Consider the following 15,824-nt stretch of genomic DNA (forward strand, 5'->3'; position numbering starts at 1 on the left):
TATACACTCCTAGTGATCGTGTGATGCGCCAGACTTTTCAATGTCGGCTTTTAAGATGTAGCTATTGTTGGTCACGTATTCGGTTCCCGCTTTTAGGCCACCTAATACTTCAATCCATTCGCCTCCAGTGCGGCCCAACTCAAGCATACGAACTTCATACTGCTCACCCACTTTGGCGTAAACAACAGTAAAGTCTCTAAAACCTTGTAAGCCAACACGCTTTACAGCCAGTGGCACATCAATGGTTGCAACTTCAATGTCAGCTTTTACGAAGCCGCCTTCGGCAAGGTTACGACCTTCTAATTCGACCCAAACTATTCTTGCCTGATCATCTCTCACGCTAGGTTCAATAAATGACACCTCACCTACAAGGGGGTCCTCATGACCTTCAATGTTTAACGTAACTGGCGTTTCCAGTTTAACCTTGGAATAATCCGAAGGATAAACCGCTAATTTGGCAATATGGCGATTAAGATTGGTAATGGTGAGTAAGGTTTTACCATTAGTTTGCTCACCCGCGTTTGCGAATAACTGGGTAATAACACCGTTAATGGGCGCTTTAATAACGTAGGGCTTAAGACTTTCATTACTTTCTACTGTGAATAGCGTTTGCCCTTTTTTAACAATTTCACCGTAATTGACGTGTAATTTGGTGATTTCACCATCGAAACGCGCAGCAATGTTTCGCTTAGCGTCCACAGGTAAACTTAATTTTCCATAAGCGGGTATGGTTTGATGAATTGTCGCAGGGCCTGCGATTTCAGTGTTGATTTCCATTGCATCGGCAACTGCCTGTTCAATTGTGGTGCGACCCTCGAAGTTGTCATATCGCCAATTGTACTTTTTACCCTGATAAGTTGCTTCAATGGCAACAACAAAAGAGTGAGGCTCATAAATCACCATATCACCGCGAAGAAAGTCACCTTGAGCATTGAAGTTAATATCATCAGTGCCATCGCCTAGGCGAATTAATTTTACGTTTAAATCGACATTCTTTGGGTCTATAGGTTGTCCATCATTTGTCGCCCAAACACGAAACTCTGGTGGCACACCAGTTTCAAAAATAGAGAGTTCAATGGCAAAATCACCATCTCGTAACATGCGCCCACGGTGTGGACCTTTCTCTGGTTCAGCTTGCTCTGCCGCAGGTGTTGATGCTGCAATAGCATTAGGTGCGACGACACCTGTGAATGAGATAATAATCGCCAAGCTCAATGACGACAGAATATTTTTATTTTTCATAAATTTACTCATGGTTTTACTCGCTATCACTAACGGGCACGCCAGTTAGGCGTTGAATTTCAATATGTTGTAAATGCAAAGATTGATAAGCATCAAGTAACTGATTTTGGGCGCTGAGCAGCTCTCTACGTATATCACTCCACTGGTTGTAGCTAAGCTTACCGATATCAAATGCCTGACTTGCTTCAGTCAATGCGGTTTCTAGTACGGGAATAATTTCAGCTTGAATCGTTTCAATGACATGGTGGGAATGCGCCATTTCTTGTAATAGCACATATAGCTGTGCATCCAGTTTCTGCATTAAGGCTTGTTGCTGAGTTGCCAGTACATCTTGTTTTGCGCGTAAGGCCGCTATTGTTCCTGCATTGCTATTGTCATTCCCCCAAGGAATAGATATACCCGCTACTAAACCAAAGTCATTTGTCGCTTCATATCGTCTCAATCCCGCAGTGAGTTGCCACTGAGGTTTTGCTTCAATGCGTGCAAGCTCCATTTGAGACTGAGCGATACGTTGTTCATTAACAAACTGCTGTATTTGTGGGACTTGCTTAAGCTTGATTAGCTGGCTTTCTACCGAGGGAATTTCCGGCTTAAGCATTAAATTCCCAGTTAATTTAAGCTCAGCCTGAGGCTTGCCCCATAAGGATGACAGTTGATAATGACTAGCTTTTAATTCGTGCTCTAAATCTTCTACAGCGAGATTTCTTCGAACCAGCTCGGCTTGAGCCAAGCGCATTTCAACATTGGAACTTTTACCCGCTTTTACTCTTTTGGCAATAGCGTCAACCACTTCCTGTGCCTGAGACACCGCTAATTGATTGAGTTTCAAGCGCTCTTGCTTTATCAAGATTTCAACAAACTGTTTAGCAACAATCGCAGATAAATCGAGGGCTTTTATTTTTTGCTCTACTATTACTGCATTTGCTTGGCTTTTTGCCGCATTAACTCTGCCATCAATTTGATCTTGTTGAAGCAACCAAGAGTATGTGAGCGTTGATTGCATACTTTGTAATGCGCTATGCTCACCTGTCCCTAACGCATCTTCAATCATTAAACCTATTTGAGGACGCTCTCCAATGCCAGCTTGCTCGATATTACCTTGCCACACAGCTTCTTGAGCTATCAAGGCTTTTAGCTCAGGATGACTTTGTAGAGTCATGGTCACAGCCTTGCTTAAATTTATAACCTGATGTGATGACTGTAATTGCTGCTGGGACTGCGCATTAGCCAAAAAGGGAGTTGATGTTACTAAACCAGCCCCCGTTGTTAAAACTAGACCAACAGCCAAAAACCGATTGCCGATCGGTTTTTTTCCGTTGCTTTTATAAAAATTAAATCTCATTCCATATCCTTAATTAATGGATGAAAAAAGTTTCGATAAAGTGATGAAAACTATCGACAGTGGATGCCGCTAGTACTGGCATAGTTGCCAATAATGCTAGAGTAATGATGATAGTAGTAAGTGACGGTTTATTAATTGGATTTAATAAACCCTCAACACGAAGACTCGTGTAATCATGTCCGAAGTAGCTAACAGACGCCTGATCGCAGTCCGTAGGAAGTGCTTTTTGAAGTCTAGCGACATCAATTAATGTCTGTGCGATATCAAGGTGGTCGTATTCTTTTGTGACCTCATTGTCGGCCATCTTTTCCGTCATTAAGACATATTGCTCGATTAGGGTTTGTTTTATACGTGACGGATAGAAGCTGGCAAGTGCCGTGAAAAGCACTTTAAATAACGGGTCTCTTGCCGTTACATGGGCCAGTTCATGATTAACGATGATATTAAGTTGTTCATCGCTAACTTGGGTTTGTAGTCCGGTTGATACATATATCTTGGGAGATATAAAACCTGTAGTAAAGGCAACAGGCACTTTAACAGGCATCAATAAATATTGATTGCCATTAGTCGTCCTAGCACCTTGTGCATCAGTAAAGCTTAGTAAACTCGATAATGCGATGGACTGTTTGGTTCTAACAAAGGTAGTCTTAGTTACGCGCCAAGCTAAATAGATTAGTGCTAAAAGTAAGGTTAACGCGTGCCAACTTGAAAAGCTAAAAATATCGATATGGTGCCAATGGGCAAAATCTTCGAACCAGCTTATGTTAAAAACTTTATCAAACCCTAACGAGTAAGGCATAAAGTAACCAATACAAGAAAAGGCTATCCACCAAGGTGCACTCACTAGTGACCACAATATAAACTTTTGACTATTAAAACTGACTTGTTTGAGTCTGAACAACACAAAACGAGATACGACAGCAACAGTTGCAATACCGATCACAAATGCAAGCACTGAAACACTGAGCAAATTTAGAACGATTGCCATATCTCCAACTAACATAATTAAGCCCGTTCCTTTCTTAGCTGGCGTTGTTTCTCGATCATTTTTTCTAATGTATCGAGTTGTTCGTCATTAAGCTGTGCCGAAGCAGAACTGAACGCAGCAATTAAGCTATTTTCACCATCATCAACAAAGTCACTGGTTACATTTGAAATAAGTTGAGCAATTAAGCCTTCACGATCTACTCTGGCTGAATAACAATACGCATGGCCTTGTTTAGTGCGTTTAAGTAATTCTTTTTTAAATAACCTATCAAGCGTACTTTGGATAGTATTTAACGAATTACCACGAGCTAACCCCAGTACTTTATGTACTTGCTTTGCATCCGCCTCTTTGACATTCCAGAAATGTTGAAGCACTAATTTTTCTAGTTCACCTAATTGCATAACACTTTACTCTATTTAATTCGCTGGCTATATTGCCACAACAAAAACCGATAGGCAATCGGTTTTTAGATTTAAGGGTATTATATGGGTTGGCTAATAACTAAGTATTTGATCACCGCTACGGTCATTGTCGCGGCATCGGAGCTAGCAAAACGAAATGATAAACTAGGCGCACTCATAGTGGCCTTACCGACAGTCACAATTTTAGCCATGATTTGGTTATATGTTGAAAAGCAGCCGTCAGAGAAAATAGCCAATCATGCTTGGTACACTTTTTGGTATGTACTTCTCACATTGCCCATGTTTTTACTTTTCCCCATGCTGATGCAGCGCTACAGTTTTTGGCTATCGTTACTCATCAGCTCATTAATAACTGTAATTTGCTTTTGGCTGTTTTCTTTATTGCTGAAGCTGTTTGGAATAGATTTGCTTCCTTGAGGTTAACAGCAAGGTCCTTTGTTCACCCCACAGCTGCCATTAGAGTATTTACGTTAACGCGTAATGGGGCGTGCGACGTGAAGTCGTATGAAGCGCTGTTCACCGCTTAATGAGTGAACCATCTGTATCACCAGATGATCCTAGGAGCCTGAATAAAGTAGCGGCTCTGACAATGTAACGAAGGTTGGTATGCGCCAATCGGGATCTTAATCGTGAGAGGACGATCCTCCTGATAACCACAAATCGGGTGAGTGCTAGGCAGTCAGTATGATGAACATAAGTGAATCCGCGTAAGGTGCGTTATACGATGAAACAGCGGAAGTGGTTAATACGCTGTAGCCAAAAGGCACGAGAGTCGGAAAGAGATTGCCCCATGCTCTTTCGTGATCACTGAACTCTCCGCACTATAGCGGGCATCTAACCTGACATTGCGCAACATACGGAACACGGTAAGCCTGTATCACTCCCTTTGGGAAAGCTTATATAGCCGATAGTGATGCAGGTAGAGGATGTTGGAGAAAGCAAAGGCTGGATTGTAATGATGCAGATACAGACGTCTGTCTGGCACGAAAGTGAGCTGACTTCCGACTGGTCTTCCGTTGCAAGAGAATTTGAAGAACTTTATTCAAGGAGAAACGCAAATGATGATTTCAAAAGAGATTAGTGCCTCCCCTGACAGTGCTCAATGGCAATCCATAAATTGGAAAACTGTTGAGTCGCACGTTTTAAAGCTTCAGATGCGTATTGCAAAAGCAACAAGAGAAGGTAAACACAGCAAAGCGAAAGCGTTGCAGTGGATACTGACTCACTCGCATTCGGCAAAACTTCTTGCTGTTAAGCGAGTATCACAAAACAAAGGCAGTAAAACGCCCGGAATAGACGGCGTCATCTGGAATACGGATACGCGCCGCATGAAAGCAGTCAATCAATTGAGCAGAAAGGCTTATCAAGCCAAACCGCTCAAGCGTATCTACATCCCTAAGAAAAACGGCAAGCTCAGACCTTTGGGTATCCCGTGCATGGTCGATAGAGCGCTACAAGCGCTTCACCTTCTTGCACTAGAGCCTGTGTCAGAAACACTTGCTGACCCAAATAGCTACGGATTTCGGCGCAATAGAAGCACTGCTGATGCTATTGCTCAGTGTTTTCTCTGTTTGAGTAAAAAGCAATCCGCGCAATGGGTTCTTGAGGGAGATATCAAAGCCTGTTTCGACAAGATTGGGCATCAATGGCTTATGAATAATATAGCTGTAGATAAACGAATGTTGGAACAATGGTTAAAGTCTGGTTTTATGGACAAAGGGCTGTTCTATCGCACTGACGAGGGAACACCACAAGGCGGGATCATATCTCCAACCTTGATGCTGATGACTCTTGCAGGTCTTGAGCAACGCATTAAGTCCACCGCACTTAAAAATGGGGCGAGAGCCAACTTTATAGGATACGCCGATGATTTCGTAGTCACATGCACTTCAAAGGACGTGCTGGAGAACGATATCAAACCGTTGATTGCTGACTTCTTAGCACATAGAGGCTTAACGCTCTCCGAAGAGAAAACGCACATTACCCACATTAGCCGTGGTTTTGACTTCCTAGGCTTTAACCATAGGAAGTACAAAGGAAAACTGCTCATTAAACCGAGCAAATCTAACACGTTAATATTTCTGAGTAACTTGCGCGAACTCATTAAAAAGCACGCAACTACCCCCGTTAACGATCTAATCAAGTTGATAAATCCGAAACTCAGGGGTTGGTCGAATTACTATCGCCATTGCGTTGCCAAACAAGTATTCGGATATGTGAGCCACAAACTATTTCTAGCGTTATGGCATTGGGCTAAAAGGCGTCATCCAACAAAATCAAAAACTTGGATCGCCATGAAGTACTTTATCAACCGTCGAGGCCAATGGCAATTTCACGGTTGGCAGAAGAGCATGAACATGAACATGAACATGGATTGTCAGTTTAATCTATTTCAAATAGCTAAGGTGCCAATAGAGAGACATGTGAAAATCAGGAGTGAAGCTACGCCTTTTGATCCTTTATACCAAGAATACTTGGCAAAGAGAAAAGCAAAGAGGCAATGCCGCAACTCTTGGAATGAGCCTAATCTCGCTGCTTTATAAGTTGCTGGGTACCAATTAGGTGCCTTCGTGAAGGCTTGAGCCGTATGCAGTGAAAGTTGCACGTACGGTTCTTAGGAGGGCGACACTTGGTAACAGGTGTCGTCTATCCGACAGAAAAGAGTTACGCCTGAATGTCCGGTTCATGGCAAACAACAAATAGTGGTCAGTCTAATACCTTTTTAGAAAAAGTATGTTACTAATTTTGTATAAAGCTAATTACCGCCAATTGAGCGCTAAATTATAGGTAATAGTACAAAGCAACCTGTTATTACAATTCATGCGCTCAATTGCTCGACATCAAATCGGAAATACCAAAAGACAGTAGTGGCACTTTTGATATCCGTCCATTGATAACTGAAAGGCTACATTTCTTGTCCGCCTTATATTTTTAATAATGTAAAAGCTTTATGCTCATCAATTGGCACTATGACCCTATGTAGCAGAATTTCACTTTCCTCTATTGATCTGGCAAGTAATTTTTTAAATAGTTCTAAATTATCTTTTTGTAGATTATTAAGGTTTGATGTGAAAACAGATACTTCATCAATACTCGCGTATTCCAAAAAGTTAAAATAGAGCCGAATAAACCCAGCAACAACATCTGAGATTTGCGTAAGGTAGTTTTCAGATAGTTTTGAATCAACAAAGGTAATATCTAAGGAAGTAAAATTATTGTCGCAGTTTTTGTACTCTTTAAATTTATTTTCAATTAATTCCTCGTTATCCATAACATGCTTTGAATTCGGAAACATCTGAACTCGATTGATGTAGAAATTAGATAGATCATTAATTAGCACACCTTTTTCTGTATCAAAAACCAACTCAAACTCAAAATCATCACTAAACATGTTAATGCACCTAATAGTTAATGTGCTTAGCATCATTAACATCTGAGCGTAGATGCCGTGGCCTTCAGTTTTCAAAATAAACATTAAGTTCTTTTGTATTAACGAATGAAAAGCCTTTAAGAAGTCGAGCGAATTACCTTTCTCGATATAGGGAAAATCAAACTCACTCATTAGATTTAAGAAATTTTCTTTATCCAATTTAATTAGTCGATACAAAGCATCTTTATACTTTGCGTGTAACACAATATCTCTATGGTCTTTAGTGCAAATTACTAGGTCATCAATAATATCTAGAAAAGACCAGTAGACGGTATTGATCATCTCGTAATGAATGAATATTTTGTTCGAAAGAAGTCGATTAAAAAGCGTTTTAAAATGCTTGCTACCTAAAGCGTACTTGAATGCTTCAATAGGCGTATATTTGGCCCTTATCTTAGCCATATGTGAGAATTTAAGTTCTCTGTCTTGCTTACCTTTCTCCTTATTTTTAGGTATCTGTAGATCTTTTTTTAGTTGTTCAAAATCTAATTCAATACTGTTGGAATCGAAAGCAACCCCGGCTAAAACAAATATTGGTGAAGATTCCTGATTAGGATCTTTATCTATATTGTATTGCTCGCCTTCTAGATAGAGTTTTCTGATATTATTAGATTCATCGTAATAAATTTCATACTGCTTCGTGCTAGTTCTTAGTAACATTAAATTGAATTCCTTTACTTCCCAGATAGCACGCTATCTTCATATTCCATCTTGTAAACATCGGCATCTTTCTCGTAAATACGCCAGTCTTTGGAACCATTGCAATCCCAACTGTAGCAAGCCCAAAACTTACCATATTTACCAGTAGTTGGTTTTAGATCTCCACTGCATTTTGGACATGTAGGTGTTTTGGCATTACATTGATTGTCCTTGCAAACTTGAAATTCACCAACCCGCTTTCTGGAGCCTCCGCACTTTTTGCAATAGTAGAGACGATAATCACATAGGGGGATATTTGCGCAAAAGCTATAAGTATTTTCTTTATTCTTTACAAGTCTTCCTGTTTTACATTCAGGGCAACTTAAATCAGTAACGTTTAATGAGTCTGGGCTAGCTTTTATGCTTGTTTCATCAATTAACTTCTTACCATATCCCCGCAATTTGTTTACAAACTCAGAACAATTCTCTTCAATTGAAAGAATAAATACCCGTTGTTTTGCTCTAGTTAAAGCAACGTAGAAAATTCTGCGCTCTTCAGCATGTTCATAAGACTCTAGTTTGGGTAGCAGTAGTTCAATAAGTGGATGCTCAATTTTTTCAGCAGGGAATCCATTTTTGCCTTTCATCATGTCCATAATAATGACGTAACCTGCCTCCTTACCTTTGCTAGTTAAATGCATCAATAGCCGATTGTTCTTTCTTATCAGCTTCATTTCCAAATAAAGCACCTAACGCTCCACCAATCAAAACACCGGGCATACCACCGACAAGCCCCAAAGCCCCACCAATGACAGTAGATGCTGGCATCGAATCATTACTACGTTCAGCAAAGACATTCTTTACATGGAAAGTTTGTGATCCGATAGTAAATACTTCACTTCCTAATTTGGTCGCCAATTCAACTCTTGAAGAAGCAGTGATGTTTAGATGATGTTTTGCGTTGTTCATGTCAACGACATAGAGCTTCATTATTTTCCCTTAAATTTACTTATGCTTTTTGCAGCGTATTTCAAATGATACTTCAAAAGTTATGTTACCAAATCTCTTAAGTTATCCTTTAATTGCGAGTTAACTTCCGAAATATCAACTTGCCATTCCTGAGTTAAATATTCAGTAACTGAGGTCACATCAGATGGATAGATCACATTGCCTTTAACTTTGGCAAATGGGCCATCAGTTTCTAACAAAACTCTTTCCCTAGGTAACCAAGAGATCACCTTCCTAGCTCTTGCAGAATGAATCATTGCTGGGCCAATTGAGAAATAACATCCTAATTCTACAGCTTTGAATACTTGTGTTTTTGTTGCTAAAAACCAATGTAAGATAGGCGTACCAGCCTTAGGATAAGCACCGAGTAGATCTAACACTTCGTTAACTGCATTCAAACTATGGATCGTTAAGATTTTGTCAGAGAACTCAGTACACTTTGCAAGAATATGTTCAAAAACAACTTGCTGTAATTCAAAATGCTCAATATATCCCTTTGAGCCATCCAGCCCTATCTCTCCTATGTACCTTGTATCACTAACTAAAGTATCAAATAGCTCCAATTCGTTACTTCTAACGTGGGCTAGCTGTGGATGTAACCCTAAGGCTGTTCTGCAATTACTAAGTTTTTCAGTAAGCCTCTTGGTTCCATTGTATGCAGATGGAACTGTAGTCACGGAAAGTACGTAAAAACCAGAGTTCTCAATATCTTTAAGTACCGTTTCATGATCAGGATAGAGATCTACATGACAGTGCAAATCCATCATTACAGTTTTTCAGCCTTTAAAAAATTCTCAACCTCAGTTAATCCACGTTTAACCGTTAACTCCAGTTTTTTTCTAACGTCTGGATCTGAAGGTAGGTTTCCACTTTGTCTGATCCAGCCTCTATAGTCTTGAGTTTTATTTAGTCGGATAATCGCTGCTTGAACTGACTGGATATCATCCCGTTTTTTACGCTCATTAAGGACTGTTTTTAAACGTTGGTTCTCATAATCTGCATCATTCTTAAATTTCCCATGATGAATAGATGCTCTTCTTATTAAGCAAGGTACACAATGCCCACATTGAATGTTTCTTCTATGCCAATGACTGCATGAAACGCTTAGAGGAATTGCTTTAGCAATTGCAGCTTGATCCTTGCACTCAGACAACATTTCACCTTTTGTTTTAAATTGGTAAGGATTGAAAAATTTGACATGAAATCCGGCATCCCTTAACAGCTCTTCAAACTTACTTAAGAAAAACGGGTGCGTTGTCCTCGTGCTATGACTACCGATTCGTCTTCTAGTTAATGGTGGATTAATCGATATGTAGCCATTCTCAGGTACTATTATTGTGTTAATACTTGCATCACCAGTTGCGTTTCTCAACGCAACAATTCCTAACACAGCCATTGCTAGGAAATTAAAGCTCCTTCCACGCATGGAAATGTCTGTTTTGCCTTTTAGCGACTCCATCAAGCTTGGATAAATACTGTAAGAGATTTCAGCGAAATTGGATTTTAACAAAGACTTAATTGCCCTTTGTTTCGCGCCATCCCCTTTGTATGTGTGGCTAACTAGCAGCGGTTTATAGTTAGACTTCCCATTAAGAATATCAATCGTACCTACCGCACTATCTAGTCCGCCTGAAAACAAGCATACCGAATTCAATCCTTTTAGTGATTCCAAAGTTTCTTTCGCGTTGTCACTTTTGATAGGTTTTGGTAACGTCATCTCGCTTTGAAAAAAAGTGAAATCCCATTGATCACCAGTTAAAAAATTAAGTAATGAAATTAGCTTGTCTGATAACGCATTCCACAATTTTTCATCAGTAACAGGGATATGTAAGTGCATTTGCCTTGACCAAGCATCTGCTGCATTTTTCCTCAATTCAAAAGTATCAGCAGCGGTAACAGCAGAAGCAATGGTAACCAAATCTATCGCATCGGCATCAATTGGTACTCCCAACTTTCTGACTTCTTCAAGGAGTGTTCTTGAAGCTTTGCTGTGTTTAGTCGCATCATAATCATGTGTGTTATAAATTTGAACAGGATGCCACTCGGCAGAATATTCTGGTAACTTAGAGGGGTCGTTATGGAAGTAATAATTAATCATTATAACTCTCCCAAACTTCAACTGTTTGGCTAATAACGGCAATTTGCACTTCGTCTATATTATCCTTAGTTATATTCCCCGCATTGCCATGCGTAATGGTTTCTAATTGTTGTTGGGTTGCCACTTTTACTAACTCCCTTAATTCTTCTTCCATTCTGTGGTGCTTACTTGCATGTTGCGTATGGAACCAAGCCTCACCCATTCCTGTCACGATGTCTTGAAATATTAAATCAGTTAAAAAACACGAGAGAGTTTCGTACATTACTTCTTCAGTAAAAACTCCAGCATCAAAATCCTCAACGTCTGCTAATGCTTCTGCCAGTGCATAGTCAAGCGCAATTCTGACCGCATCTGCATCACCGTTATCGGGAGTAAGGTGCTCTGTTATTCGATCTATTGCTTGATCAGTTGATAAGCCGTTTAAGTCATTAATGGAGAGTGTCTTAAACTGAGTTTTAACACTATCTCCATTCATCATTCTGAATAGACTTGTACCAGCGGTGATACCGGACACTAATCGTCTACTCGTTCCAGTTCCTCCACCAGAACCTTTAGCATACTTTCTAAGTGAGCTTCTTAAATTAGAAGATCTGCCTCCACCTTTGGCATATTCACCAAATGATCTTCTAGCACCTGATAGTCGATTAGGTTTGGGATCATTATTTTTGGGACCGGGTATTTTTTCCTGTACTTTCTCATTGTCGGTCTCAGTATTAGGATCGCCATTTCCATCTTGTCCATCATCTAGTGAACCATCTGACCCACCATCAATACCAGAACCAAATTGTACTGAGTTTCCCTCTTCTGCCCACGGCGGCACCAATGGACTTTGATTATTTGGACCTGAAGCAGACGCCGAAGTACCCATCACTTTTCTCCTTTTAATTCTTTAATAACAGGCACCATCCAAGGCTTATTTGGTATAGTGTTGGTATATGTTACAAATACGCTTTTGCATTTTTCATCTTTAAGTGAGAGTAACCTAGCACCATAAAAGCCAACGGGCATCTTTTTCCAATCTTCGACCAATTTAAATTGTTCGATTAGTGCATCCATGACAGATAAATATTCCTCTTGAGGCGTTGTTTCCAAGAGTTTTGAATTTACTTCACTAAGTCTGTTTTTTTGCTTTGACAATCCTTCTAATAGTTTCAATGCTGCACCTGACATAACAGAGTTAATGGCACCAAGAGGAATGCTTTGTCTACTTAAATAAGCGGCAGGCTTAAGGTTTAAATTTGAAAATGGAGGATGTAACTTTGACCATTTATCAAGAAATTCTAGATCTTCTTTCCACTCCTCAGGCAATTTATCGAGACTAAGTTCACTTTCAGAATCTTCCAGCATGGCAATTATTTCTGGCTTACCATTTTCTTTATCAATCAATTCATAAAGCTTATTAGTTGCCTGAGTACCCATACACCTTTCAAAAATAACTAATTTGGTAATCGTTTTCTCATCAAGCTGCATGCCTCTGCGATTCGCTGTTTTAAGCCGCATTCGAATTTGATTGAGCAAGCGCTTTACTATGCGCGGGTTACCATTAATATGCGCAGAACTTGCTAAAATGGGAGCCAATTGCTCTGCTACCTTAAATTCAGCTCTCAACTCTTCAATGTAGTCAACATTGCAGTCATTAAGCAGCTCATCAATAGTTATAGGATCTTGCTGCCAAGAAAGTCTTAATGATTCCTCTAATTTATCGCGGATTTTATTGAACTCTGGTTGCTCGACTTTCTTGTCTGAAGCAATTAGATCATCAAGTATGCTCTAATTTCTTGTACGCCCGGTTTTGGTACATGGACAGGTATTTGAATTAACTTGTCTAAGTAGTCTTTTTGATGTCGAACTGATGCTCCTTTGTGAAAATGCTGCACAGCCAATCTAATCATGTCTTCGTCCGCTGCGATAACAAACGCAGTATTTGGTAAAAACAAGAATAATCGAATGGCTTCTAGTGTTGAAATTGCATTGATTGGGGAACAGCGATCTAAATTGTCTACATATACGATTAATGGCTTGTTGAAACCTTCAAGCAAAGAAGCATATGAACTTCTAAACTTGCGAATTTCAGTTGGTGGTGAAATCACTTTCTTAGATCTGACTAAGCCTTTCCCTTTTTTCACTCCCTTCTCGACATTCTTTGCAATATCCGCTACGTCGCCAAAATCAATTTCGTCTTTGTTTTCATTTTGGTCGCCAGTTTCAATATCATCGTCAAAATAATTCATTATCTTTTGACCTAGACCAAACAAAGGAAAGCCGGATGCAGCTGCACCTCCTTCAGCTAGCAAGCCAAGTAATCTGATTTTATCAACGCGCTCCGCAAAATTTTGAGCTTTATCAACCAATCCTTTATTACCTTCAGCTTCCTTTAAAAGCTCTGAGGCTATTGTTTCAAGCAAAGCTGCCTTGGCGTCATCAAATCCCTCAAATGTCCACGCATCAAAGTGAATTTGAATGTAATCTTTTTTATCCTCGGCTAAAGATTTTTTAGTTAACTCTAAAATAGTAGACTTCCCAGCCCCCCAGTTACCAAAAACGCCGATACTTATCGGCATTAGCTCTTTTTCAGTAATTAAATCTTTAATCGACTCTGCCGTTTCATTAAAATTTAGAAAGTCTATTGGAGACTCTTTATCTGACCACATTTACTGTCCTTGTTGTTGTTATATTTCATTTAAATTGGTGTAAATTTCTATATTTCAAGCCAATTTATTCAGCTTAAGTACATAAGATCGCAATTATTCTGAATTTATAACATTAGTTACTAAGTGCGCTTCACTGGGTGTTTGTCAGAAGCACTTTTTAATGTCTCTACAAAATTGAAAAATGCTTAAGTAACCCAATTTTGTAGCAGCGTAACTAGCTATAATGTCGTCATTTGCTAGCAGACTGAATAGACCTATTATCTAAGGTAATTCTCAGCCGTTCTTGATGTTGCTCTTCATACTCTACCGACGAAAGTAGATAATTGGAATCATGTTTTCTGTTTATTGTTATAGAACATATCTCTATAGTCGAATGCTTCAGCCGTTTACGTTGTTTTCCTTATCTGAATTATTCGTGCAGGTGAGTATTGCCCTGTTCTCATGATGGCTAGCTCTTTAACTGAAATCTCATAAAAGCCGAGATTTTTATCAACAACGTAACGACTTCCATTTCTAGTTCTAATTTCCAATTTATCATCAACCTCCAGCTTATCAACTATCATAGAAGTTGTAATTTGCTCAAACGGGCGATACCTGAATGATTCATCTTCTTTGACTACTCCAAACAGTACTTCTCCAAGATACTCATTCTTGGCTTCGCTGAAATCAATTACCGTCACTATTGAAGCTTCCTGTAGATAAATTTTGAACATAATTTTCAATACTTAAACAGTATTATTAATCAAATCCGCATCTTTATACGGTCTCAATGCAAGACTAAATAGAGAATCATACTTAGGGCATGGAGATTTTCGAGCGTCCTTGTGAGTTAGTAAGCTTTCTTTGAGCGCGTAAGTAAACTCACAATAATTAACATGATCAATAACGGGTGAATCATCTAATTTCTCAGCTAACAATGTTAGCTTTTGCTTCCCAAACTTAATTATGAATGTTTGTTTTTCACGAATATTTCTAACTCGAAGATCTAGTAATGGCGTTGATTCATCTAGATCTTCACAAGCTTTATTGCTTAAAGGAAACCCATAAACAAGATATCTCTTGTTCTTGATATTAAATACATGTGGTTGATTTTCTTCTTTAAACATTGTCTGACTATTCAATACAGAGTGTGTACTCAAAAACCAAAGCTTCAACAATTCAACTTTATTTGCCTCATCTAACAATTCTTCTTCACTTGGCGTCGAATACAATAATGCTTTCTTAAAATTGTTGTTTACTGAGAATTGATCGTACTTTTCTTCAAAGTATCTTATTGCAAACAAGCGAAATGGAAATTCTCCCAACTTGATAGTTGAGTAAAGTGCCTCGTAATCTCTATTCAGGACAGAAAAAATGGGTTTCCAAATTAATCCGAAATTAGCATTGAAAATATATTTCGCTTCATCATCAAGACCGAACAAAAGAAATATTTTAGAGATAAGCTGCAACTTACTGATGTTTATAACAACCATATTGGCAAGTCGATTAGCCATGTGATCAATACTTTTTTGTAATTCAATGATTAATCTTTTGTCGTTTACTCCTTCTCCAATGAGCAAATACTTTAGCCAATTCAGTAGCATGGCGTGCTTGCTTTTGAGCGAGTTAATATTTTCATATAGCGAGGATTCAAGTGCTTTATAGTCAGTTTCGCAATAAATAGCTCTGGCAAGTGCGTCCTTCGCAATTTCTATAGGAAGATTTAAAGAGGTTGAAAGTAATGTTGCTTGTCTTTCTAATTTGAGATCTAAGTGAATATATGTGATCAAAATATTGCTCCAAACGTAAAGCAGAACGATGGCCCAGCACGCCAGTTCTTGCAGTGGTTACAATATTTTTTTCGGATGCTCCGCTTTGCCGTATTTTATTTTTAACAAAAATAAATGCTAGGCACAGGCTGTCCGAACAGCCTCATTTAGGCTAATTTAGAGGTCATTTTAAGTCAATACTTCAAATATGTATAACAGGAAGAAATGAAAGAATGAAAGTTCTATTAATCAATAA

Annotated in this window: 16 protein-coding genes; 2 read left to right on the top strand and 14 right to left on the bottom strand. The window is 39.1% G+C overall.

Translation table 11 applies throughout. The annotated features are described in order from the left end of the window. Positions 1-9: 9 nt before the first annotated feature. Genes EVU92_RS13510 through EVU92_RS13525 form a run of 4 tightly spaced genes read right to left on the bottom strand, consistent with a single transcriptional unit; the run spans position 10 to position 3,973 of the window. Positions 10-1,242, bottom strand: coding sequence for an HlyD family efflux transporter periplasmic adaptor subunit (locus EVU92_RS13510; protein WP_126873594.1), 1,233 nt, complete (start codon positions 1,240-1,242; stop codon positions 10-12). A 16-nt stretch (positions 1,243-1,258) separates the two neighbouring features. Continuing rightward, the gene (locus tag EVU92_RS13515; RefSeq protein ID WP_126873595.1) at positions 1,259-2,584 is read right to left on the bottom strand and encodes a TolC family protein; all 1,326 of its coding nucleotides are present in this window, start codon (positions 2,582-2,584) and stop codon (positions 1,259-1,261) included. Between the two features lie 13 nt (positions 2,585-2,597). After that, positions 2,598-3,587 (bottom strand): M56 family metallopeptidase, encoded by a 990-nt coding sequence (locus EVU92_RS13520; protein WP_126873597.1) that lies wholly within the window; start codon positions 3,585-3,587, stop codon positions 2,598-2,600. Between the two features lie 2 nt (positions 3,588-3,589). Then, positions 3,590-3,973, bottom strand: a complete 384-nt coding sequence (locus tag EVU92_RS13525; RefSeq protein WP_028834938.1) for a BlaI/MecI/CopY family transcriptional regulator — start codon at positions 3,971-3,973, stop codon at positions 3,590-3,592. A gap of 84 nt (positions 3,974-4,057) precedes the next feature. Here EVU92_RS13525 and EVU92_RS13530 point away from each other — a divergent pair, with 84 nt between their 5' ends. After that, on the top strand, positions 4,058-4,411 hold the full coding sequence (locus tag EVU92_RS13530) for a DUF3147 family protein (RefSeq protein WP_130051661.1): 354 nt from the start codon (positions 4,058-4,060) through the stop codon (positions 4,409-4,411). Between the two features lie 641 nt (positions 4,412-5,052). Further along, complete coding sequence (ltrA, locus tag EVU92_RS13535; protein ID WP_130051662.1) at positions 5,053-6,537, top strand: group II intron reverse transcriptase/maturase; 1,485 nt, start codon at positions 5,053-5,055, stop codon at positions 6,535-6,537. 380 nt (positions 6,538-6,917) lie between these two features. Here the strand turns inward: ltrA and EVU92_RS13545 are convergent, their stop codons facing one another. The 10 genes from EVU92_RS13545 to EVU92_RS13585 all read right to left on the bottom strand — a co-directional run bounded on the left by EVU92_RS13545 (position 6,918) and on the right by EVU92_RS13585 (position 15,589). Further along, positions 6,918-8,084 carry a DUF3800 domain-containing protein gene (locus tag EVU92_RS13545; protein ID WP_130051663.1) on the bottom strand — a complete coding sequence of 389 codons (1,167 nt, stop codon included), beginning with the start codon at positions 8,082-8,084 and terminating at the stop codon, positions 6,918-6,920. A 14-nt stretch (positions 8,085-8,098) separates the two neighbouring features. After that, entirely contained in the window at positions 8,099-8,797 is a 699-nt protein-coding gene (locus EVU92_RS13550; protein ID WP_130051664.1) for a 3'-5' exonuclease, read from the bottom strand. Next, the gene (locus EVU92_RS13555; RefSeq protein ID WP_130051665.1) at positions 8,751-9,053 is read right to left on the bottom strand and encodes a hypothetical protein; all 303 of its coding nucleotides are present in this window, start codon (positions 9,051-9,053) and stop codon (positions 8,751-8,753) included. Before EVU92_RS13555 ends, EVU92_RS13550 begins: the two co-directional genes overlap by 47 nt. Before the next feature lie 59 nt (positions 9,054-9,112). After that, the gene (qatD, locus tag EVU92_RS13560; RefSeq protein ID WP_130051666.1) at positions 9,113-9,838 is read right to left on the bottom strand and encodes a Qat anti-phage system TatD family nuclease QatD; all 726 of its coding nucleotides are present in this window, start codon (positions 9,836-9,838) and stop codon (positions 9,113-9,115) included. Beyond that, positions 9,838-11,169: a Qat anti-phage system QueC-like protein QatC gene (qatC, locus tag EVU92_RS13565; RefSeq protein WP_130051667.1), complete on the bottom strand. Its 1,332-nt coding sequence runs from the start codon at positions 11,167-11,169 to the stop codon at positions 9,838-9,840. The genes qatD and qatC overlap by 1 nt, the downstream gene beginning before the upstream one ends. Continuing rightward, positions 11,162-12,037, bottom strand: coding sequence for a hypothetical protein (locus EVU92_RS13570; RefSeq protein ID WP_130051668.1), 876 nt, complete (start codon positions 12,035-12,037; stop codon positions 11,162-11,164). Before EVU92_RS13570 ends, qatC begins: the two co-directional genes overlap by 8 nt. Further along, positions 12,037-12,747 carry a hypothetical protein gene (locus tag EVU92_RS21780; protein ID WP_240701315.1) on the bottom strand — a complete coding sequence of 237 codons (711 nt, stop codon included), beginning with the start codon at positions 12,745-12,747 and terminating at the stop codon, positions 12,037-12,039. The genes EVU92_RS13570 and EVU92_RS21780 overlap by 1 nt, the downstream gene beginning before the upstream one ends. Positions 12,748-12,920: 173 nt before the next feature. Next, positions 12,921-13,820 (bottom strand): P-loop NTPase fold protein, encoded by a 900-nt coding sequence (locus tag EVU92_RS21785; RefSeq protein WP_240701316.1) that lies wholly within the window; start codon positions 13,818-13,820, stop codon positions 12,921-12,923. Between the two features lie 386 nt (positions 13,821-14,206). After that, positions 14,207-14,500, bottom strand: a complete 294-nt coding sequence (locus EVU92_RS13580) for a hypothetical protein (protein WP_240701317.1) — start codon at positions 14,498-14,500, stop codon at positions 14,207-14,209. Between the two features lie 45 nt (positions 14,501-14,545). Next, on the bottom strand, positions 14,546-15,589 hold the full coding sequence (locus EVU92_RS13585) for a hypothetical protein (RefSeq protein ID WP_130051670.1): 1,044 nt from the start codon (positions 15,587-15,589) through the stop codon (positions 14,546-14,548). Positions 15,590-15,824 lie beyond the last annotated feature (235 nt).

This window comes from Pseudoalteromonas sp. MEBiC 03485, assembly GCF_004195145.1.
GTDB lineage: Bacteria > Pseudomonadota > Gammaproteobacteria > Enterobacterales > Alteromonadaceae > Pseudoalteromonas > Pseudoalteromonas apostichopi.